Raw genomic sequence first — 17,699 nt, 5'->3', positions numbered from 1 at the left:
TTGCGGATATGCCGAATTTCGAGAAGACTCCCGGCTGGCTGGACTGGTACAGCGGCCCCTCTACACCCCGATTCAAGCTCCCCGCGGGCGCGGTCGACGCGCATTGCCATGTGTTCGGTCCGGGCAACGAGTTCCCGTTTGCGCCCGAGCGCAAGTACACCCCTTGCGATGCCAGCAAGCAGCAGCTGTTCGCGCTGCGCGACCACCTGGGATTTGCGCGCAACGTGATCGTGCAGGCGACCTGCCACGGCGCGGACAACAGCGCGATGGTCGATGCGTGCCAGACCTCGGGCGGCAAGGCGCGCGGCGTGGCGACGGTGAAGCGCAGCATCAGCGATGAGGAGCTGCAGGCGCTGCACGCGGCCGGCGTGCGCGGCGTGCGCTTCAATTTCGTCAAGCGCCTGGTGGACTTCACGCCCAAGGACGAGCTGCTGGAGATCGCCGGCCGCATCCAGAAGCTGGGCTGGCATGTGGTGATCTACTTCGAGGCGGTGGACCTGCCCGAGCTCTGGGACTTCTTCACCAGCCTGCCGACCACGGTGGTGGTCGACCACATGGGCCGCCCCGATGTGAGCAAGCCCATCGACGGCCCGGAGTTCCAGCTGTTCCTGAAGTTCATGCGCGAGCACGAGAATGTCTGGAGCAAGGTCTCGTGCCCCGAGCGCCTGTCGGTCACGGGCCCGAAGGCGCTCGATGGCGAGCAGAATGCCTACCGCGACGTGGTGCCCTTCGCGCGCCGCGTGGTCGAGGAATTCCCCGACCGCGTGCTGTGGGGCACCGACTGGCCGCACCCGAACCTCAAGGACCATATGCCCGACGACGGGCTGCTGGTGGATTTCATTCCGCACATCGCGCCAACAGAGGAGCTGCAACGCAAGTTGCTGGTGGACAATCCGATGCGCCTATATTGGCCCGAAGAAAGCTCCCAGGAGGCCTGAGCATGGCATTGCACAAACCCTATACCGATGTGCCCGGCACCATCATTTTCGACGCAGAGCAGTCCCGCAAGGGCTACTGGCTCAACCAGTTCTGCATGTCGCTGATGAAGGCCGAGAACCGCGCGCGCTTCAAGGCCGACGAACGCGCCTATCTCGACGAGTGGGCGATGACCGAGGAGCAGAAGCAGGCGGTGCTGGCGCGCGACCTGAACTGGTGCATGCGCACCGGCGGCAACATCTACTTCCTGGCCAAGATCGGCGCCACGGACGGCCTGAGCTTCCAGCAGATGGCGGGCTCGATGACCGGCATGACCGAGGAGGAATACCGCGCCATGATGCTCGCCGGCGGCCGCTCGGCGCAGGGCAACCGCGTGGTCGGCGAAGACGGCGACGCGCAGGCGCACCGCCAGCCCCAGGGACTATCTCGCTTGAAGGAGGGCAACTGAATGGCCCGCATCACCGCTTCCGTCTATACCTCGCACGTGCCCGCCATCGGCGCCGCGCTCGACCTGGGGCGCGATCAGGACGACTATTGGCGCCCGCTGTTCCAGGGCTATGAGCCCTCCAAGCAGTGGATGAAGGACAACAAGCCCGACGTCATCTTCCTGGTCTACAACGACCATGCCACGGCCTTCAGCCTGGACATGATCCCGACCTTCGCCATCGGTACCGCCGACAGCTACACCCCCGCGGACGAAGGCTGGGGCCCGCGCCCGGTGCCCACCGTGGTCGGCCACCCGGAGCTGGCCTCGCATATCGCGCAGTCGGTGATCCAGCAGGATTTCGACCTGACCATCGTCAACAAGATGGACGTGGACCATGGCCTCACCGTGCCGCTGTCGCTGATGTGCGGCCAGCCCGGGCCTGGCCAGGGCTGGCCCTGCCCGGTGATTCCCTTTGCCGTGAATGTCGTGCAATACCCTGTGCCCTCGGGCCAGCGCTGCTTCAACCTGGGCCGCGCCATCCGCAATGCGGTGGAGAGCTTCGATGAGGACTTGAACGTGCATATCTGGGGCACGGGTGGCATGAGCCACCAGCTGCAGGGCGCGCGCGCGGGGCTGATCAACAAGGAATGGGACCTGAACTTCCTTGACCGCCTGGTCGACAACCCGCATGGCCTGGCGAAGATGCCGCATATCGACTATGTGCGCGAGGCCGGCTCCGAAGGCATCGAGCTGGTGATGTGGCTGATCGCGCGCGGCGCGATGAGCGATATCGACAGCCCCGCGCCCGTGCCGCGCGTCGCGCACCGCTTCTACCACGTGCCCGCATCGAATACCGCCGTGGGCCACCTGATCCTGGAGAACCAATGAACAGCAGCAAGACCATCAAAGTAGCTCTCGCCGGCGCCGGCGCGTTCGGCATCAAGCACCTGGACGGCATCAGGAACATCGACGGCGTCGAAGTCGTCTCGCTCGTGAGCCGCGACCTGGAAAAGACGCGTGAAGTGGCCGAAAAATACGGCATCAAGCACGTCACGACGGAACTGGCCGACAGCCTGGCGCTGCCCGAAGTCGATGCCGTGATCCTGTGCACGCCCACGCAGATGCACGCCGCCCAGGCCATCCAGTGCCTGGAGGCGGGCAAGCACGTGCAGGTCGAGATCCCGATGGCCGACAGCCTGGCGGATGCCGAAGCCGTGGTCGCTGCGCAGAAGAAGGCGGGCCTGGTCGCGATGTGCGGCCACACCCGCCGCTTCAACCCGAGCCACCAGTGGGTGCACAACAAGATCGGCGCGGGCGAGCTGAACCTGCAGCAGATGGACGTGCAGACCTATTTCTTCCGCCGTACCAACACCAATGCGCTGGGCCAGCCGCGCAGCTGGACCGACCACCTGCTGTGGCACCACGCGGCGCACACCGTCGACCTGTTCGCCTACCAGGCCGGCAGCCCGATCGTGCAGGCCAACGCCATCCAGGGCCCGATCCATCCGGAGCTGGGCATCGCCATGGACATGAGCATCCAGCTCAAGGCCGAGAACGGCGCGATCTGCACACTGAGCCTGTCGTTCAACAACGACGGCCCGCTTGGCACCTACTTCCGCTACATCGGCGACACCGGCACGTATCTCGCGCGCTATGACGACCTGTTCAACGGCAAGGACGAGAAGATCGATGTGTCGAAGGTCGATGTGTCGATGAACGGCATCGAGCTGCAGGACCGCGAGTTCTTCGCCGCCATCCGCGAGGGCCGCGAGCCCAATGCCAGCGTGGCGCAGGTCCTGCCTTGCTACCAGGTGCTGCACAAGCTCGAGCAACAGTTGAATTAAGCTTAGGGCAGGCTTGCCTGAATCGCCCCCCCCGAGCCAGCGCATGCGCTGGCTTTGCTTTTTGAAGGATTGACCCATGCAAACGCGCAAGATCGGCCCCTTCGACGTCACCAGCGTCGGCCTGGGCTGCATGAACCTGAGCCATGCCTATGGCACGCCGCCCAGCCCCGAGCAGGGCCGCGAACTGCTGGCGCATGCGCTCGACCAGGGCGTGACGCTGTTCGACACCGCCGCGCTCTATGGCTTCGGCGCCAACGAGACGCTGGTCGGCCCGGTGCTGGCGCCGCACCGCGACCGCATCACGCTGTGCAGCAAGGGCGGCATGGCCGGCGTGGCGGGCGAGGACGGCGTGCTGCGCCGCGTCATCGACGGCCGCCCGGCCACGATCCGGCGCAACTGCGAGGACAGCCTGCGCCGCCTGGGCACCGAGGTCATCGACCTCTACTATCTGCACCGCTGGGACAAGTCGGTGCCGATCGAGGAATCGGTGGGCGAGATGGGCCGGCTGCTGCAGGAGGGCAAGGTGCGCGCGTTGGGCCTGTCCGAGGTCTCGGCCGAAACGCTCACGCGGGCCCACCGCGAGCACCCGGTCACGGCGCTGCAAAGCGAGTATTCGCTGTGGTCGCGCAATGCCGAGCTGGGCACGCTGCAGCGCTGCGCCGAACTGGGCGTGGCCTATGTGGCCTTCAGCCCGCTGGGGCGGGGCTTCCTGGCCGGCGGCCTGCCCGATGCTTCCACCCTGGGCGAGAAGGACGTGCGCAAGCCCATGCCGCGTTTCTCGCCCGAGAACTACGCGCGCAACCTGCGCCTGCTGGCGCCCATGCGCGAGATCGCCGAGGAAGCGGGCTGCAGCCTGGCGGCGCTGGCCATCGCCTGGGTGCTGCACCAGGGCAGCCATGTGATCGCGCTGCCCGGCACCACGCAGCGCGCGCATCTGGACGAGGACCTGCATGGCGGCGAAGTCCGGCTCACGACCGAGCAGCTGGAGCAGCTGAACGAACTGTTCCGGCCTTCCGCCATTGCCGGCAGCCGCTATGCGGCGCAGGGCCACCGCGAAGTCGATACCGAGGAGTTCGAGCGCATCGGGTGAGCCGGGGCTTTCCCATGCAAAAAGCCGCTGGGGTTGCCTCCAGCGGCTTTTTCCGGGGGGGCGCTGCTTACAGCTCCAGATTCGCGCGGCGGATCACGTCGCCGAAGCGCTTGTTCTCCTCGACCATGAAGGCCTTGAATTCCTGCGGCGACGGGAAGTAGTTCTCGTAGCCGAAGGTCTGGAACTTGGGCTGCACGTCGGGCTCGCTCAGCGCCTTCATGGTGTCGCGGCGGATCTTCTCCACCACCGCGGGCGGCGTGCTCCTGGAGACCGCAAACGCGTTCCAGCCCGTGACGATGGCATTGGCCGGGCCGCCCGATTCGGCCACCGTGGGCACGTCCTCATAGCCCTTGAGGCGGTGCGGCGCGAGCACCGCCAGGAAGCGCAGCTTGCCCGAACGCGCCAGCGGCCCGGCCGTGCCCGAGGAGCCCAGCGCGAACGCCAGCTCGCCCGTCGCGACGCTGGTGTAGAGCTGGCTGGTTTCCTTGTAGATCACATGCTCCATCTTCGTGCCCGTGAGCGACTCGAGCAGCGCCGAGCCCAGGTGCACCGGGTTGCCCACCGACCAGGAGCCGTAGTTGAGCTTGCCCGGGCGCGCCTTGGCATCGGCAATCAGGTCGGCCATGGTCTTGTAGGGGCTGTCGGTGGCGACGCAGACGAAGAAGAAGGTGCGGAACAGCGGCAGGACGACTTCGAAATCCTTGTCGATGTTGTAGGGCAGCTTCTTGAACAGGTGCGGGTAGGCCGCGAGGTGGACGTTGTCGAGCTGGATGATGTCCGTGCCGTCCGTGGCGCCGCGCTTGAACGCATCGATGGCGATGAAGCCGTTGCCGCCGGGCCGGTTCTCGACGACGACGGGCTGGTTCCACATGCGCGCGAGCTTGTCGGCCACCAGGCGCGACGTGCCGTCCGGGCCGCCGCCGACGGGGAAGGGGTTGATGATGCGCACCTGCCTGGTGGGCCAGTGGGTCGCGTTCTGCGCGCGCGACGATGCCATGGTGCCCAGCGCCAGGGCGCCCAGGGCAAGGCCGGCGCTGCGGCGGTTCATGCGGCGGGTGTCGATGCTCATTTGTCTCCCTTGAAAGGTGAATTGCGTCTTGTTGCGCTGTCTGCCCGGTCTACGGGTCAATTTTTGCATTGTGTCAGTGCAACCTCATGCGCCTAGGGGCTTGGCTCACTATCAGCTATAGCAAAATGGCATGGTTACAGCTTGAACGCGCCATGAATCTCCAGCAGATAGAAACTTTTGTGCATGTGGCCGAGACCGGCAGCTTCAGCAAGGCGGCATTGCTGCTCGACATCGCCCAGCCGGCCTTGAGCCGCCAGGTGCGTGCGCTCGAGACCGAGCTGCGCGAAACGCTGCTGATCCGCACCGGCCGCGGCGTGACGCTCACCGACGCCGGCCGCCGCCTGCTCGAGCACGGCCATGCCATCATGCAGCGCGTGGCACTGGCCAAGGAAGACCTGGGCAGCCAGCGCGACGAGCCCGTGGGGCGCATCGTGGTCGGCCTGCCGCCGAGCCTCGCGCGCCGCCTCACGCTGCCGCTGATCGATGTCTTCAGCCGCGAGATGCCCAAGGCCGGCCTGGCGGTGGTGGAGGGCTTCTCGGTCAACATGGCCGAATGGCTGACCTCGGGGCGCATGGACCTGGCGCTGGTCTACACGCCCGAGCCCCAGCCCCAGGTCGAGGTCACGCCGGTGCTCGAGGAAAGGCTGTGCCTGATCGGGCCGGCCAGCATGGGCCAGCGCGCATCGGTGTCTTTCGAGGAGCTGTCGAACTATCCGCTGGTCATGCCCCAGCGCGGCCAGATCTTCCGCAAGCTGATGGAAGCCCAGGCCACGCTGTCGCAGGTCAAGCTCAATGTCGTCTGGGAAGTCTCCAGCGTGCCTGCGATCCTGGACCTGGTGCGCGGCGGTTACGGGTACGCAGCACTCACAGCGAGCGCTCTGAGCAGCCTTGAACATGGGGACGAGCTGGCGTGCATTCCCATCGAGTCGCCGGGGATCGTCAGCACGCTGTGCATGGCGCAGTCTTCGAAGAAAAGGACTACGCCCTTGATCCGGCGGACTTCGGAGCTGTTGCGGGGGTTGTGCCTGGAGGCGGTGGGGCGGGCTCCCAAAACCCTGTAATTTTTTCAAGACGCGCACTCATTTTTCGCGCAGGCCGTCCATCCTTCGACAGGCTCAGGACGAACGGTGAATACCGGGCGCGCTTTTACCGTTCGCCCTGAGCCTGCCTGCGCGGCCCGGTCGAAGGGTGAAGGGCCAGTCCATAAGTTTGGGACGATCGCCGGAATACCGTGCAGCCATTCCTCACACCAACGGCCTCAACTCCTGCGCCGCATCCCTGAGCAACGGCAGCAGCTCCCGCTCCAGCCCCTGCGCCGTCATCTGCTGCGCCCCCATCACCGCATTGAGCGCAGCCACCACCTGCCCGGCGCTGTTGCGCAGCGGCACGGCAATCGCCTGCACGCCCAGTTCGTGCTCCTCCTGCGCGATGCAGTAGTCCTGCGCGCGCACCTGGTCGAGGCATGCGCGCAGCTCCGAAGGCTGGGTCAGTGTGTGCAGCGTCAGCCGGTGCAGCGTGCGGCAGCCAAGCCATTCGTCCAGCGCCTCGGCAGGAAGGGAGGCCAGCAGCACCCGCCCCGTCGATGAAGCATGCGCCGGCAGCCGGCTGCCCAGATGCACGCCATGCGCAAACAGCTGCGGCGCCGCGCCATGCGGGGTGCTGCGCGCGATCACCACGGTTTCGCTGCCCGCGAGAATGGCGGCCGAAAAGGAAAAAGCCGCCAGTGCGCTCAACCGGTTGAGCACCGGCTGCACCGTGCGCGGCAGCCGCGCGCTGGCCAGGTAGCTGCCCGAAAGCCCGAGCACCTTGGGCGTGAGCCAGAAATGGTGGCCGTCGGATTCGAGATAACCCAGATGCGCCAGCGTCAGCAGATGGCGGCGCGCCGCGGCGCGCGTGAGCCCGGCGCGCTCGGCGGCCAGCGTGGCATTGAGCCGCTGGCGCTCGGTGTCGAAGCATTCGAGCACCGCCAGGCCCTTGCCCAGGCCGGCAATGTAGTCGGCGGGCGCAATGGAGTTGGAAGAGGAGAGCATGGCTTCGATATTGCGCGATGAGCGCGCAGTGTGCGCGATCATCGCGCAAAAGTCGAGCCGGGCCTGCGCTGGTTCGGAGGATGGCTTCTACGCTTGGCACAAACAACTCCGTGGAAGAGACAATGCGCACCCAAGTCGCGATCATCGGCGCAGGCCCCGCGGGCCTGCTTCTGGGCCAGCTGCTGTACGAAGCCGGCATCGACAACATCATCTTCGAGCAGCGCAGCGCCGAATACGTGCTCGGCCGCATCCGCGCCGGCGTGCTCGAGCAGGTCACGGTGGACCTGCTGGCGCAGGCCAAGGCCGACTCCCGCATGCGCGCCGAGGGCCTGCCGCACGACGGCATCGAGCTGCTGTTCGGCGGCAAGCGGCACCGCATCGACTTGAACGAACTCACGGGCGGCAAGCGCGTGATGGTGTACGGCCAGACCGAAGTCACGCGCGACCTGATGCAAGCGCGTGCCCGCGCCGGCCTGCTCACGGTGTATGAAGCCGAGCATGTCACGCCCGTTGACTTCGGCAGCGAACACCCGCGCGTGCGGTATGGAAAGGACGGCCAGCAGCACGAGATCGACTGCGATTTCATCGCCGGCTGCGACGGCTTCCATGGCGTGTGCCGCGCCAGCATCCCCGAAGGCAGCATCCGCAACTACGAGAAGGTCTACCCCTTTGGCTGGCTAGGCATCCTGGCCGATGTGCCGCCCGTGTCGCACGAGCTGATCTATGCGCACACCGAGCGCGGCTTCGCGCTGTGCAGTCAGCGCAGCGCGACGCGCAGCCGCTATTACCTGCAGGTGCCGCTCACGGACAAGGTCGAGAACTGGAGCGACGAGGCCTTCTGGGACGAACTGCGCCTGCGCCTGGACCCGGAGGCACGCGCCAACCTGGTCACGGGTGCATCGCTCGAGAAAAGCATCGCCCCGCTGCGCAGCTTCGTCTCCGAGCCCATGCGCTTCGGCCGCATGTTCCTCGCCGGCGACGCCGCGCACATCGTGCCGCCCACGGGGGCCAAGGGCCTGAACCTGGCGGCGTCCGACGTGGGCTATCTGTCGCGCGCGTTTGCCGAGTACTACCAGCAGCGCAGCAGCGAGGGCATCGACCGCTATTCGGAGATCAGCCTGCGCCGCGTCTGGAAGGCCGAGCGCTTCTCGTGGTGGATGACCTCGCTGATGCACCGTTTTCCCGACTCGGACGACTTCGACCGCAAGGTGCAGGAGGCCGAGCTCGACTATCTGGTGCATTCGCGCGCGGGATCGACCTCGCTGGCGGAGAACTATGTGGGCCTGCCGCTGAACTGAGCGGCTGCGGCGCACTCAGGCGGCTGTGCGCGGCGGCGCCGGGCAGGCCTCGCGCGTGCGCCACCACAGCAGCAGCGCCAGCAGGCTCACGCCGGCGCCGAGCAGGCACACGGCCTGCCAGCCGGCATGGGCGTAGGCGGCGGTGCCGCAAAGCGCGCCGGCTGCGCTGCCCGCGGCATAGAACAGCATGTAGAGGGCGATCAGCCGGCTGTGCGCCTCGGGCCGCGCCTGCAGCACCAGGCTCTGGTTGGTCACATGCAGCGCCTGCCCGCCCAGGTCCAGCAGCAGGATGCCCAGTACCAGCGCCCACAGCGATTGCTCCATCAGCGCCAGCGGCCACCACGCCAGCAGCAGCAGGGCCAGCGCCAGCGCGCTGGTGCGCCCGGCGTATCCGCGATCGGCCCATTGCCCGGCGCGCGCGCCCGCCAGTGCGCCGGCCACGCCCACCAAACCGAAGGCACCGATGGCCGTGTGCGACAGGCCGGCGGCGCGCAGGGGCAGCACCAGCGCGCTCCAGAAGATGTTGAACGCGGCAAACATCAGCAGCGCCAGCAGTCCGCGCACCTGCAGCTGCTTTTGCTGGCGCAGCAGCGTGAGCATCGAGCCCACCAGGCGTGCATAGCCGGGCGACTGGCCCGTGGCAGGCAGGGCCGGCAGCCGGCGCCACAGCGGCAGCGCCAGCGCCAGCATCAGCAGCGCGGCGCTGGCATAGACCGCGCGCCAGCCCGCAAGATCGCTCACGGCACCGGAAAACACCCGCGCCAGCAGCAGGCCGACAAATACGCCGGACTGCGCCGCGCCGACGACGCGCCCGCGCGCCTGCGGCGCAGCAGCGCTGGCCGCGTAGGCAATCAGGCCCTGCGTCATTGCGGTGCCCATCAAGCCCACCAGCAGCATGCCTGCCAGCAGTACGGGCAACTGCCGCGCCAGCGCCACACCCGCAAGCGCGGCCACGAGCACCAGCAGCTGCGCCGCCATCAGCCGGCGGCGCTCCAGGCGGTCGCCCAGGGGCACCAGCAGCAGCAGCGCCAGCGCGCAGCCTATCTGCGTGGCCGTCACCACGCCGCCCACCACGGCCTGACTGATGCCGAAGTCATGGGCCAGGCTGTCGAGCAGCGGCTGGGCGTAGTAGACGTTGGCAACGCTCAGGCCACTGGCCAGCGCAAACAGCAGCACGACAGCGCGGGGCAGTTCCGCTGGCGCACGAGGCAGTGGGGGGACGGGCGAAGGATGCATGCGGTAGCTCCTGAAACTGGTTTCAAAATAAAACTGCTTTGATGCTAGGTGAAGCAGTCCTAAAATGCAACCACATGCCGACTTCCACAAACTCCGTGTCACGCCGCCCTGCCATTGATCACGAGCCCTGTCCCGTCGCGCGCTGCGTCGATATCGTGGGAGACCGCTGGACGCTCCTGATCGTGCGCGACGCCTTCGATGGCGTACGCCGCTTCGGCGACTTCCAGCGCAGCCTGGGCATGGCGCGCAACATCCTGGCGGACCGCCTGCGCAGGCTGGTCGATGCCGGCGTCCTCGCCATGCAGGCCGCATCCGACGGCACGGCCTATCAGGAATACGTGCTGACGCCGCGCGGCGAAAGCCTGTTTCCCGTCGTCGTGGCGCTGCGCCAATGGGGCGAACGGCAGCTGTTCGGCACCGGTGAGCGCCATTCGGTGCTGGTGGACAGGCGCACGCAACTGCCGGTGCCGTTCATGGTGCCGAGCACCGAGGACGGCCGGCCGCTGGCGCCGGACGCGACCGAGGTGCGCAAGCTCGATTGAGGCGCAGCAGGCGAAAAAAAAGCGCTGCCCAGGCAGCGCCCAAATTCCCCAGAGGGAAGAGACATCCCCTTCAACCCGCTCAGTAAGCCGCCCCATGCGCCGCCAGCACCGGATCCCCCTGGATCGCGGTGGACGGGCGCCCATCCGCCCCCACCGGCACCTCGCCGACCAGCGTGCTGCGGTAGAGCTGGCGGTCGTATTCCAGCGCGAAGATATCCTGCGGCGCGACATGGGCCGTCGATCGGTTGTCCCAGAAGGCAATGGAGCCCGGCTCCCATTTGAAGCGCACGGTGAATTCGCTGGAAACCGCGTGTTCCCAGAGCAATTCCAGCAGCACGCGCGATTCACGTGTGCGCAGCCCGCTGATGCTCTTGAGGAACCCCGGGCTGATGTAGAGCACCTGTTCGCCGGTCTCGGGGTGCACGGTGACCAGCGGATGCTCGCTGACCAGGGTGTTGTTGCGGATCAGCTCGAGGTATTCGGGCGTGGGGTTGGCGCCCGCGGGCGGACTGAAGCGGTGTTCGCCGCGCAGGGTCTGGGCAAAGGCCTTGAGCGGCTCGGACAGCGCCTCGTAGGCGGCCGCCAGATTGGTCCACTGCGTGTCGCCGCCATAGGGCGGAATCGTCACGCCGCGCAGAATCGAGGCCGCGGGCGGGTTGTGCGCGGCGGTGACGTCCGCATGCCAGCCGGTCCAGGGCCGGCGCTCGGGCTCGCTGCCGTGGCTGTTGGCGCGGCGGTGCTTGGCGATCGAGTACAGCTCGGGGTGGCCTTCCACATGGCCGAAGACCGGGTGGCCAATGGTCAGCTCGCCGAACTGGCGCGCAAAGGCCACATGCTGCTCGTGGCTCAGGTGCTGGTCGCGAAAGAACACCACCTTCCAGCGCAGCAGCGCAGAGCGGATGCTGTGCACTTCGGCGGCCGTCAGCGGCCGGCGCAGGTCCACGCCGCCGATCAGCGCGCCGATGTGAGCCGATTGCGGCACGGCGCTGATATGGGGCGTGGCCTGCAGCGCGGTCCGCAGGCGCTCGGTCAACAGTTGCTGGGGCGAGGCATCCAGGCGCATGTTCATGTCGTCTCTCCTGTCGTTGGCAGTTTCAGCGGGACTTGGCGAGCTTTTGCGGCGCGTCGGGCAGCAGGCCCAGTTCGCCCAGCAGCGCCTGGTTGGTCTTGAGCTGGGCCTGCAGCAGCTGCTGCGTCGCCTGCGGGCCCTGGAACCAGGGCTCCCACTGGTTCAGCGCGACGAAGTCCTTCCACTCCCGGGTTTCAGACACCTTGCGCAGCGCATCGACCCAATAGGCGGTCTGCGCCGGGCTGGCGCCGGGCACCGTCATCACGCCCTGGAACGAATCGCTGACATAGTCGATGCCTTGCTCCTTCCAGGTCGGCGACTGCGCGAACGCGCCGCCCAGGCGCTGCTCGGCGGCGATCGCCAGCACGCGCACGCGGCCGCTTTGCAGATAGGGCAGCAGGTTGGGCGTGGTGGCGGAAACCACGTCGAGGTGGCCGCCGACCAATGCGGTCATGGATTCGACCGAGGATTTGTAGGGCACGATGCGCAACCCCTTGATGTCCACGCCGGCCTGCTTCAGTGGCTGCGCCACCCCCAGATGGATATGGTTGCCCAGCGTCGTGGCAATGCCTATGGAGTATTTGCCTGGGTCCTGTTTGAGCTGCGCGATCAAGTCCTGCGTGTTGCGCAGCGGCGAGTCCGCGCGTACCACCACCGTGACGAATTCGCGGAACAGCGTGGCCACGGGCGTGCCCTTTTGCAGGTGCGCGGGCAGCGCGTTCTGCGCCTGGCTGTTGCCGTAGCTGGTGCTGAGCGTCATCAGCGTGTGGGCGTCGCCCGGGTGGCGGTGCAGGCCCTCGAGCGCCACGATGCCATGGGCGCTGGATTTGTTGCTGACAATGAAGCCGGGCGCGAGCTTCTCGCGCGCCAGCAGCTCGGTGAGCTTGCGCGCCGCGACATCGAGCGCCGCGCCCGCGCCGCTGGGCACGAGAAATTCGGTGGACTTGCTCGGCTTCCAGGAACCGGCCCCCGTCTGCGCCTGCGCCGGCAGCCAGGCGCTGCAGGCCAGGGCCGCCGCCAGGGCGGCGCGCCGCGAGAGGGCAAGGCGCGGGGGCGGAAAGTGTTTCGTTGTGGGCATGGCGCGGTTCCTTTGCAGACTCTTGCTGCTTGAACCGCACTGTAGAAAGCCCCGTTTATGCTGAAAAGGAAGCTTTTCGCATGAACTTGCTTGGAAAAAGCATAAGGACGCAACTCACTGCGTGACGTATTCCGGGTGCCGCGCGCGGATGTCGGCAACCCGGCTCAGCGTGCCGGACAGATGCGCGCGCAGCGCCGCCTGCGCCGCGTCGGCATCGCCCTTGGCAAGTGCATTCACGATGCGCCGATGGTCGCGCACCACGCGCTCGGGATTGCCGGGAGAGGGCAGGTCCAGCCGGCGCAGCCGGTCGAGATGGCCGCTGCGCCGGCGCACCAGTTCGTAGAGATCGGGCACACCTGCAGCTTCGTACATCGCCCGGTGGAAGGCCTGGTCGGCTGCAATGAATTCCTCGGCGCCGTGGCTCGCCAACGCTGCCTGCAGATCCACCATGGCGGCCAGCCGGGCGTGGAGCGCTGCATCGCCGGAAAGCGCCAGGGAGCGCAGCACCTCGAGTTCGATGGCGCAGCGCAGGAACTGCGCCTGCTCGGCCGAATGCAGGTCGATGCGGCTGACGCGCGTTGCGTGCTGGGCGAAGATATCGACCAGCCCCTCCTGGCGCAGCTGCATCAGCGCGTCGCGCACGGGAGTCTGGCTCAGCTCGAAGCGCTCGGCCAGTTCGTTGCGCGGCAGGGCGGTGCCGGGCGCGAGCTCCAGCGAGATGATGGCCTCGCGCAACCATCCGAACACTTGCGGGGCGGCCTGGCGGGTGCGGTCGAGCTTGGGAATGGTCTTCATCGTGGGTGGCGTGGAGAAGCTTTGATTCTAGGGTCTGCCACGTTGACGCACTAATATATTAGTGCTTCAATGGCTTCGCTTTTTCATAATTCCGGAGACAATTCCATGCACCGTCGCCTTGCCCTGATCGCTGCTGCGTGCAGCGCCACCTGCCTGTTTGCCCCGGCCGCCCAGGCCAGCGAGTGGCCCACCGCCAAGCCCATCACCTGGGTCGTGCCCTTTGCCCCCGGCGGTTCGACCGATGTCGTGGCGCGCATGGTGGGGCAGGAGCTGTCCACCGCGCTCAAGCAATCGGTGGTGGTGGAAAACCGCCCGGGCGCGGGCGGCGGCATCGGCGTGCAGGCCGTGGCCCGTGCGCCGGCCGATGGCTATACGCTGATCGGCGGCACGATCAGCACCCATGCCATCAACAGCGCGCTCTACAAGAAGCTGCCCTATGACCCGGTCAAGGATTTCGAGCCGGTCACGCTGATCGCCTATGTGCCCAATGTGCTGATGGTCAACAGCGCGCTGGGCGTGAACACGGTACAGGAACTGGTGGAGTGGATCCGCAAGAACCCTGAAAAAGCCTCGTACGCATCCTCCGGCGCGGGCACTTCGACGCACCTGACGGGCGCGCAGATGGCGGAATTGATCAAGGTGCCGATGCAGCACGTCGCCTACAAGGGCAGCCCGCAGGCGCTGCAGGACGTGGCGGCGGGCAATGTGCCCTTCCTGTTCGACCAGCTCACGGCCGGCCTGCCGCTGGTCAAAGCCGGCAAGCTGAAATTCCTGGCGGTGACCACCAAGACGCGCTCGCCGCTGGCGCCCGATGTTCCGACCACGGCCGAGGCGGGCTTTCCTGGCCTGGACCTGGTGTCCTGGCAGGGCGTCTATGCACCCAAGGGCACGCCCAAGGAGGTGGTGGCCCGGCTCAATACCGAGATCGTCAAGGCGCTCAAGACACCCGAGCTCAAATCCAAGTTTGAAACGCAGTTCGGCATGCAGGTGGTCGGCAGCAGCCCGGTGGAACTTGCCCGCGTCACGGCCGCCGACATCGCCCGCCTGGGCGAGCTGGTGCGCAAGACCGGCGCCACCACCGAATGAAGAACCGAGACCTGCACCGAGAGACAGAGAGAACCATGGCACGCGATATCACCATCACCCACGTCCGCATCACGCCCATTGCCTTTCGCGACGGTCCGCTGCTCAACGCCGCCGGCATCCACGAACCCTGGGCACTGCGTGCCATCGTCGAGCTCGAGACCAGCGACGGGCGCGTGGGCATCTCCGAGACCTATGGCGACGAGCCGATGCTGCGCGTGCTGGAGCAGGCGCGCGAGCTGCTGATCGGCCTGTCGCCCTTTGCGCTCAATGCGATGGAGGAGCGCGTGCGGGCCACCATCAAGGCGGTGCCCGGCGCGGTGGAGTTCGAGCTGGCGCCGGGCTCGCATGCGGCGAAGAACGCGCCCAAGGTGATCAGCACCTTCGAGGTCGGAATGCTGGACCTGCAGGGGCAGATCGTCGGCGCGCCCATCGTTGACCTGCTGGGCGGCGCCGTGCGCTCTTCGGTGCCCTACAGCGCCTACCTGTTCTTCAAGTATGCGGAACACATCGGCCGCCCCTATGCCCCCGATGCCTGGGGCGAAGGGATCAGCCCGGAGCAGATCGTGGCGCAGGCGCGGCGCATGATCGATCTCTATGGCTTCCAGAGCATCAAGCTCAAGGGCGGGGTGTTCGAGCCGGCGCACGAGGTGGCCTGCATGCAGGCGCTGGCCAAGGCCTTCCCTGGACTGCCGCTGCGGTTGGACCCGAACGCCAACTGGTCGCTGAGCGCCAGCATCGCCGCGGCGCCGGCGCTCGACGAGATCCTCGAGTACTACGAGGACCCGACGCCCGGCCTTGAAGGCATGGCGGAGCTGGCGAAGCACACGCGCCTGCCGCTGGCCACCAACATGGTCATCACGACCATGGAGGACTTCCGCAAGGGCTGCGAGATGGGCTCGGTGAAGGTGCTGCTGTCGGACCATCACTACTGGGGCGGCCTGCGCGCCACGCAGACGCTGGCGCGCATGTGCCGCCTCTGGGGCCTTGGCATGTCCATGCACTCGAACTCGCACCTGGGCATCAGCCTGATGGCCATGACGCATGTGGCGGCCAGCGTGCCCAACCTGACCTATGCCTGCGACACCCACTATCCCTGGCAGGAGGAGGAGGTGGTCAACGGCGGACGCATCCGCTTCGAGCAGGGCGCGGTCGCGGTGCCCACCACGCCCGGCCTGGGCGTGGAGCTCGACCGCGAGGCGCTGGCCACGCTGCATGCGCAGTACCTCGAATGCGGCGTGCGCAACCGCGACGACCTCAAGCAGATGCAGCGCTACGATCCCTCGTTCACCGGCAAGACACCGCGTTTCTGACGCCAGCCGGCCGGTGCCGGCAAAAAATGCGCCGCGTGTCCGGCCCAGGCCCGGGGCGCGGCGTTAAGCTCGGGGATCTATGACGCACGTCACCTTCTCCCCTCCCTATATCCGCCCCGCGCAGCTCGCGCAGCAGTTGCGCAGCCAGGGCTATGCCGTTCTGTCCCCCGCCGACGTCGCGGCCTGGATCGGCGTGGCGCTGGAACAGCTGCAGGCATTGTGCGGCGACTGGGCCGACCTGCCGCCCGACGAGCACCTCAAGGATGGCGGCCGCTACCGCCGCCGGCGCCATTCCTGCTTCATTGCCGGCGACGGCGGCCTGCGGCAGGTCGCCCACCGCGCGCACTGGCAGCCCGTCGAATACAACGCCCTGCATGGCGGCATGCTGCGCATGTTCGCACCCATGCATGCCGAGCTCGTGGCCCAGCCCGCCTGGCAGCGACTGCTGCTGCAGATGGGGCATCTTTGCGACCAGGTGTTCGGCGCCGGCGCGCCGATGGGCCCCTGGTTCATGGAAGCGCACCAGTTCCGCATCGACACCGCGCATGGCATCGGACGGCCCACGCCCGAGGGCGCGCACCGCGATGGCGTGGACCTGGTGGCGGTGTTCCTGGTCGGCCGCGAGAAGGTCAAGGGCGGCGAGACGCGGGTGTTCGAGGCCATGGGCCCGCAGGGCCAGCGCTTCACGCTGACCGAGCCCTGGTCGGTCATGCTGCTGGATGACGCGCGCATGATCCATGAGACCACGCCGATCCAGCCATTGGGCGAGGGCGGCTACCGTGATACGCTGGTGCTGACGTGCCGCCGCGGGAATTTCCAGGGGGCGGAGTTCGATCACCCGGCGTGACCTCCCTCATGGACTTGGCGCCGGGTGCCATGCCACACTGCAGCAGCAGGTTCAACTAGAGGAGAAACATCATGTTCAAGCACATTCTGGTTCCCGTCGATGGTTCTTCCACGTCGCTGATGGCGGTCTCCAAGGCCGCGGAAATGGCCAAGGTCTTCGGCAGCAGCGTGACCGCGGTGTATGTGGTGGATCCCTATCCCTTCACCGGCGTGGGGGCCGATTTCGCCTATGGCCAGGCGCAGTACCTGAGCGCCGCCACGGCCGAAGCCAATACCGCGCTGGAATCGGCGCGCAGGATCATGGACGAAGCCGGCCAGCCCGTGACCACGGTGGTGGGCGAGGGCCATGCGGTGCATGAGGGTATCGTGCGCGTGGTGGAGAACACGGGCGCCGATCTGATCATCATGGGCTCGCAGGGCCGGCGCGGCCTCGAGAAGCTGATGCTGGGCAGCGTCACGCAGCGCGTGCTGCGCTCGGTGCATATTCCGGTGATGGTCGTGCGCACCTGAGCACGGCCTGCCAAGGGCAAAAAAGCCGCTGGGGACAGCGGCTTTTTTGCATCCGGGCGGCCGGGCTCAGTGGACCGGGGCGGTGTGTGCCGTATCCGCACGGCTGCTGCGGCGCCTGAACAGGGCGATCAGCACATGCGCGCCCACGGCCAGCGCCAGCAATGCCAGCGCGCCCAGGCCCCAGATGACCCATGCCAGAACCGTGACGCCGCCCGCCAGCGCAGGGACCGCGGACAGTGCCCACTCCACCCAGGGGCCGAAAGACTGCAGCAGTGCCTCGAACTCCGCCGTCAGCCCTGGCGGTATCAAGACACCCCATCCGCCCGGCGCCCGAACCGAACCCATGGCCGCGGTACCGCCTGCCAAGGCACCGGCGCCGGCTACCGCCCACACAGTGGCTGCATGCAGGCCCCAGCAAACCAGCGACCACAGGCCCAGAAGCACGAACGAAAGAGACCAACTGAGAGCGTAGAACATGGATGTCGACCGGGAAGATGGCAAATGCCGAGTATGGCGTTTCCGGTCAAGCGGAT

Annotated in this window: 19 protein-coding genes; 12 read left to right on the top strand and 7 right to left on the bottom strand. The window is 67.2% G+C overall.

Annotated features, from left to right (window positions below):
* The first annotated feature begins 8 nt into the window (after positions 1 to 8).
* The 5 genes from M9799_RS00860 to M9799_RS00840 all read left to right on the top strand — a co-directional run bounded on the left by M9799_RS00860 (position 9) and on the right by M9799_RS00840 (position 4,297).
* Entirely contained in the window at positions 9 to 938 is a 930-nt protein-coding gene (locus M9799_RS00860; protein WP_231042542.1) for an amidohydrolase family protein, read from the top strand.
* A 2-nt stretch (positions 939 to 940) separates the two neighbouring features.
* A complete protein-coding gene (ligA, locus tag M9799_RS00855) occupies positions 941 to 1,384 on the top strand; it encodes a protocatechuate 4,5-dioxygenase subunit alpha (protein ID WP_231042541.1) in 444 nt (147 codons plus the stop codon).
* A complete protein-coding gene (locus M9799_RS00850) occupies positions 1,385 to 2,251 on the top strand; it encodes a class III extradiol dioxygenase subunit beta (protein ID WP_231042540.1) in 867 nt (288 codons plus the stop codon).
* Complete coding sequence (locus tag M9799_RS00845; RefSeq protein ID WP_231042539.1) at positions 2,248 to 3,207, top strand: Gfo/Idh/MocA family oxidoreductase; 960 nt, start codon at positions 2,248 to 2,250, stop codon at positions 3,205 to 3,207. Before M9799_RS00850 ends, M9799_RS00845 begins: the two co-directional genes overlap by 4 nt.
* Before the next feature lie 76 nt (positions 3,208 to 3,283).
* The gene (locus M9799_RS00840) at positions 3,284 to 4,297 is read left to right on the top strand and encodes an aldo/keto reductase (protein WP_231042538.1); all 1,014 of its coding nucleotides are present in this window, start codon (positions 3,284 to 3,286) and stop codon (positions 4,295 to 4,297) included.
* A gap of 67 nt (positions 4,298 to 4,364) precedes the next feature.
* Here M9799_RS00840 and M9799_RS00835 read toward each other — a convergent pair whose 3' ends face one another.
* On the bottom strand, positions 4,365 to 5,366 hold the full coding sequence (locus M9799_RS00835) for a Bug family tripartite tricarboxylate transporter substrate binding protein (RefSeq protein WP_231042537.1): 1,002 nt from the start codon (positions 5,364 to 5,366) through the stop codon (positions 4,365 to 4,367).
* A 152-nt stretch (positions 5,367 to 5,518) separates the two neighbouring features.
* On the opposite strand from M9799_RS00835, the gene M9799_RS00830 reads away from it, so the two are divergent.
* Positions 5,519 to 6,427 (top strand): LysR family transcriptional regulator, encoded by a 909-nt coding sequence (locus M9799_RS00830; RefSeq protein WP_231042536.1) that lies wholly within the window; start codon positions 5,519 to 5,521, stop codon positions 6,425 to 6,427.
* 183 nt (positions 6,428 to 6,610) lie between these two features.
* On the opposite strand, the gene M9799_RS00825 is transcribed toward M9799_RS00830, so the two are convergent.
* Complete coding sequence (locus M9799_RS00825) at positions 6,611 to 7,396, bottom strand: IclR family transcriptional regulator domain-containing protein (protein ID WP_231042714.1); 786 nt, start codon at positions 7,394 to 7,396, stop codon at positions 6,611 to 6,613.
* A gap of 122 nt (positions 7,397 to 7,518) precedes the next feature.
* On the opposite strand from M9799_RS00825, the gene pobA reads away from it, so the two are divergent.
* Positions 7,519 to 8,694, top strand: a complete 1,176-nt coding sequence (gene pobA, locus M9799_RS00820; RefSeq protein WP_231042535.1) for a 4-hydroxybenzoate 3-monooxygenase — start codon at positions 7,519 to 7,521, stop codon at positions 8,692 to 8,694.
* A 15-nt stretch (positions 8,695 to 8,709) separates the two neighbouring features.
* Here pobA and M9799_RS00815 read toward each other — a convergent pair whose 3' ends face one another.
* On the bottom strand, positions 8,710 to 9,930 hold the full coding sequence (locus tag M9799_RS00815) for an MFS transporter (protein ID WP_231042534.1): 1,221 nt from the start codon (positions 9,928 to 9,930) through the stop codon (positions 8,710 to 8,712).
* Between the two features lie 95 nt (positions 9,931 to 10,025).
* Here M9799_RS00815 and M9799_RS00810 point away from each other — a divergent pair, with 95 nt between their 5' ends.
* The gene (locus M9799_RS00810; RefSeq protein ID WP_231042533.1) at positions 10,026 to 10,472 is read left to right on the top strand and encodes a winged helix-turn-helix transcriptional regulator; all 447 of its coding nucleotides are present in this window, start codon (positions 10,026 to 10,028) and stop codon (positions 10,470 to 10,472) included.
* A 79-nt stretch (positions 10,473 to 10,551) separates the two neighbouring features.
* Here the strand turns inward: M9799_RS00810 and M9799_RS00805 are convergent, their stop codons facing one another.
* From M9799_RS00805 to M9799_RS00795, 3 genes are all read right to left on the bottom strand, one after another.
* Positions 10,552 to 11,541, bottom strand: a complete 990-nt coding sequence (locus M9799_RS00805) for a TauD/TfdA dioxygenase family protein (RefSeq protein ID WP_231042532.1) — start codon at positions 11,539 to 11,541, stop codon at positions 10,552 to 10,554.
* Between the two features lie 25 nt (positions 11,542 to 11,566).
* Positions 11,567 to 12,619, bottom strand: a complete 1,053-nt coding sequence (locus tag M9799_RS00800) for a tripartite tricarboxylate transporter substrate binding protein (protein WP_231042531.1) — start codon at positions 12,617 to 12,619, stop codon at positions 11,567 to 11,569.
* 114 nt (positions 12,620 to 12,733) lie between these two features.
* Positions 12,734 to 13,414 carry a GntR family transcriptional regulator gene (locus M9799_RS00795; RefSeq protein ID WP_231042530.1) on the bottom strand — a complete coding sequence of 227 codons (681 nt, stop codon included), beginning with the start codon at positions 13,412 to 13,414 and terminating at the stop codon, positions 12,734 to 12,736.
* 105 nt (positions 13,415 to 13,519) lie between these two features.
* On the opposite strand from M9799_RS00795, the gene M9799_RS00790 reads away from it, so the two are divergent.
* From M9799_RS00790 to M9799_RS00775, 4 genes are all read left to right on the top strand, one after another.
* Positions 13,520 to 14,500, top strand: a complete 981-nt coding sequence (locus M9799_RS00790; protein ID WP_231042529.1) for a Bug family tripartite tricarboxylate transporter substrate binding protein — start codon at positions 13,520 to 13,522, stop codon at positions 14,498 to 14,500.
* Between the two features lie 35 nt (positions 14,501 to 14,535).
* Positions 14,536 to 15,810 carry a glucarate dehydratase family protein gene (locus M9799_RS00785; RefSeq protein ID WP_231042528.1) on the top strand — a complete coding sequence of 425 codons (1,275 nt, stop codon included), beginning with the start codon at positions 14,536 to 14,538 and terminating at the stop codon, positions 15,808 to 15,810.
* Positions 15,811 to 15,889: 79 nt separating this feature from the next.
* Positions 15,890 to 16,657: a 2OG-Fe dioxygenase family protein gene (locus M9799_RS00780; protein ID WP_231042527.1), complete on the top strand. Its 768-nt coding sequence runs from the start codon at positions 15,890 to 15,892 to the stop codon at positions 16,655 to 16,657.
* A 71-nt stretch (positions 16,658 to 16,728) separates the two neighbouring features.
* Positions 16,729 to 17,166: a universal stress protein gene (locus tag M9799_RS00775; protein WP_231042526.1), complete on the top strand. Its 438-nt coding sequence runs from the start codon at positions 16,729 to 16,731 to the stop codon at positions 17,164 to 17,166.
* Positions 17,167 to 17,232: 66 nt separating this feature from the next.
* Here M9799_RS00775 and M9799_RS00770 read toward each other — a convergent pair whose 3' ends face one another.
* Complete coding sequence (locus tag M9799_RS00770) at positions 17,233 to 17,643, bottom strand: hypothetical protein (RefSeq protein ID WP_263725569.1); 411 nt, start codon at positions 17,641 to 17,643, stop codon at positions 17,233 to 17,235.
* Positions 17,644 to 17,699: the final 56 nt, after the last annotated feature.

Source organism: Comamonas endophytica (assembly GCF_023634805.2).
GTDB classification, from domain to species: Bacteria; Pseudomonadota; Gammaproteobacteria; order Burkholderiales; family Burkholderiaceae_C; genus Comamonas; species Comamonas endophytica.
Note: the sequence above shows the minus strand (reverse complement) of the source record. Positions and strands in the feature narration are given on the sequence as shown.

Excerpts from the sequence above, each read along its gene's own strand:
- M9799_RS00860 (WP_231042542.1), top strand. The coding sequence starts at position 9 with ATGCCGAATTTCGAGAAGACTCCCGGCTGGCTGGACTGGTACAGCGGC.
- ligA (WP_231042541.1), top strand. The coding sequence starts at position 941 with ATGGCATTGCACAAACCCTATACCGATGTGCCCGGCACCATCATTTTC.
- M9799_RS00850 (WP_231042540.1), top strand. The coding sequence starts at position 1,385 with ATGGCCCGCATCACCGCTTCCGTCTATACCTCGCACGTGCCCGCCATC.
- M9799_RS00845 (WP_231042539.1), top strand. The coding sequence starts at position 2,248 with ATGAACAGCAGCAAGACCATCAAAGTAGCTCTCGCCGGCGCCGGCGCG.
- M9799_RS00840 (WP_231042538.1), top strand. The coding sequence starts at position 3,284 with ATGCAAACGCGCAAGATCGGCCCCTTCGACGTCACCAGCGTCGGCCTG.
- M9799_RS00835 (WP_231042537.1), bottom strand. The coding sequence starts at position 5,366 with ATGAGCATCGACACCCGCCGCATGAACCGCCGCAGCGCCGGCCTTGCC.
- M9799_RS00830 (WP_231042536.1), top strand. The coding sequence starts at position 5,519 with ATGAATCTCCAGCAGATAGAAACTTTTGTGCATGTGGCCGAGACCGGC.
- M9799_RS00825 (WP_231042714.1), bottom strand. The coding sequence starts at position 7,396 with ATGCTCTCCTCTTCCAACTCCATTGCGCCCGCCGACTACATTGCCGGC.
- pobA (WP_231042535.1), top strand. The coding sequence starts at position 7,519 with ATGCGCACCCAAGTCGCGATCATCGGCGCAGGCCCCGCGGGCCTGCTT.
- M9799_RS00815 (WP_231042534.1), bottom strand. The coding sequence starts at position 9,930 with ATGCATCCTTCGCCCGTCCCCCCACTGCCTCGTGCGCCAGCGGAACTG.
- M9799_RS00805 (WP_231042532.1), bottom strand. The coding sequence starts at position 11,541 with ATGAACATGCGCCTGGATGCCTCGCCCCAGCAACTGTTGACCGAGCGC.
- M9799_RS00800 (WP_231042531.1), bottom strand. The coding sequence starts at position 12,619 with ATGCCCACAACGAAACACTTTCCGCCCCCGCGCCTTGCCCTCTCGCGG.
- M9799_RS00795 (WP_231042530.1), bottom strand. The coding sequence starts at position 13,414 with ATGAAGACCATTCCCAAGCTCGACCGCACCCGCCAGGCCGCCCCGCAA.
- M9799_RS00790 (WP_231042529.1), top strand. The coding sequence starts at position 13,520 with ATGCACCGTCGCCTTGCCCTGATCGCTGCTGCGTGCAGCGCCACCTGC.
- M9799_RS00785 (WP_231042528.1), top strand. The coding sequence starts at position 14,536 with ATGGCACGCGATATCACCATCACCCACGTCCGCATCACGCCCATTGCC.
- M9799_RS00780 (WP_231042527.1), top strand. The coding sequence starts at position 15,890 with ATGACGCACGTCACCTTCTCCCCTCCCTATATCCGCCCCGCGCAGCTC.
- M9799_RS00775 (WP_231042526.1), top strand. The coding sequence starts at position 16,729 with ATGTTCAAGCACATTCTGGTTCCCGTCGATGGTTCTTCCACGTCGCTG.
- M9799_RS00770 (WP_263725569.1), bottom strand. The coding sequence starts at position 17,643 with ATGTTCTACGCTCTCAGTTGGTCTCTTTCGTTCGTGCTTCTGGGCCTG.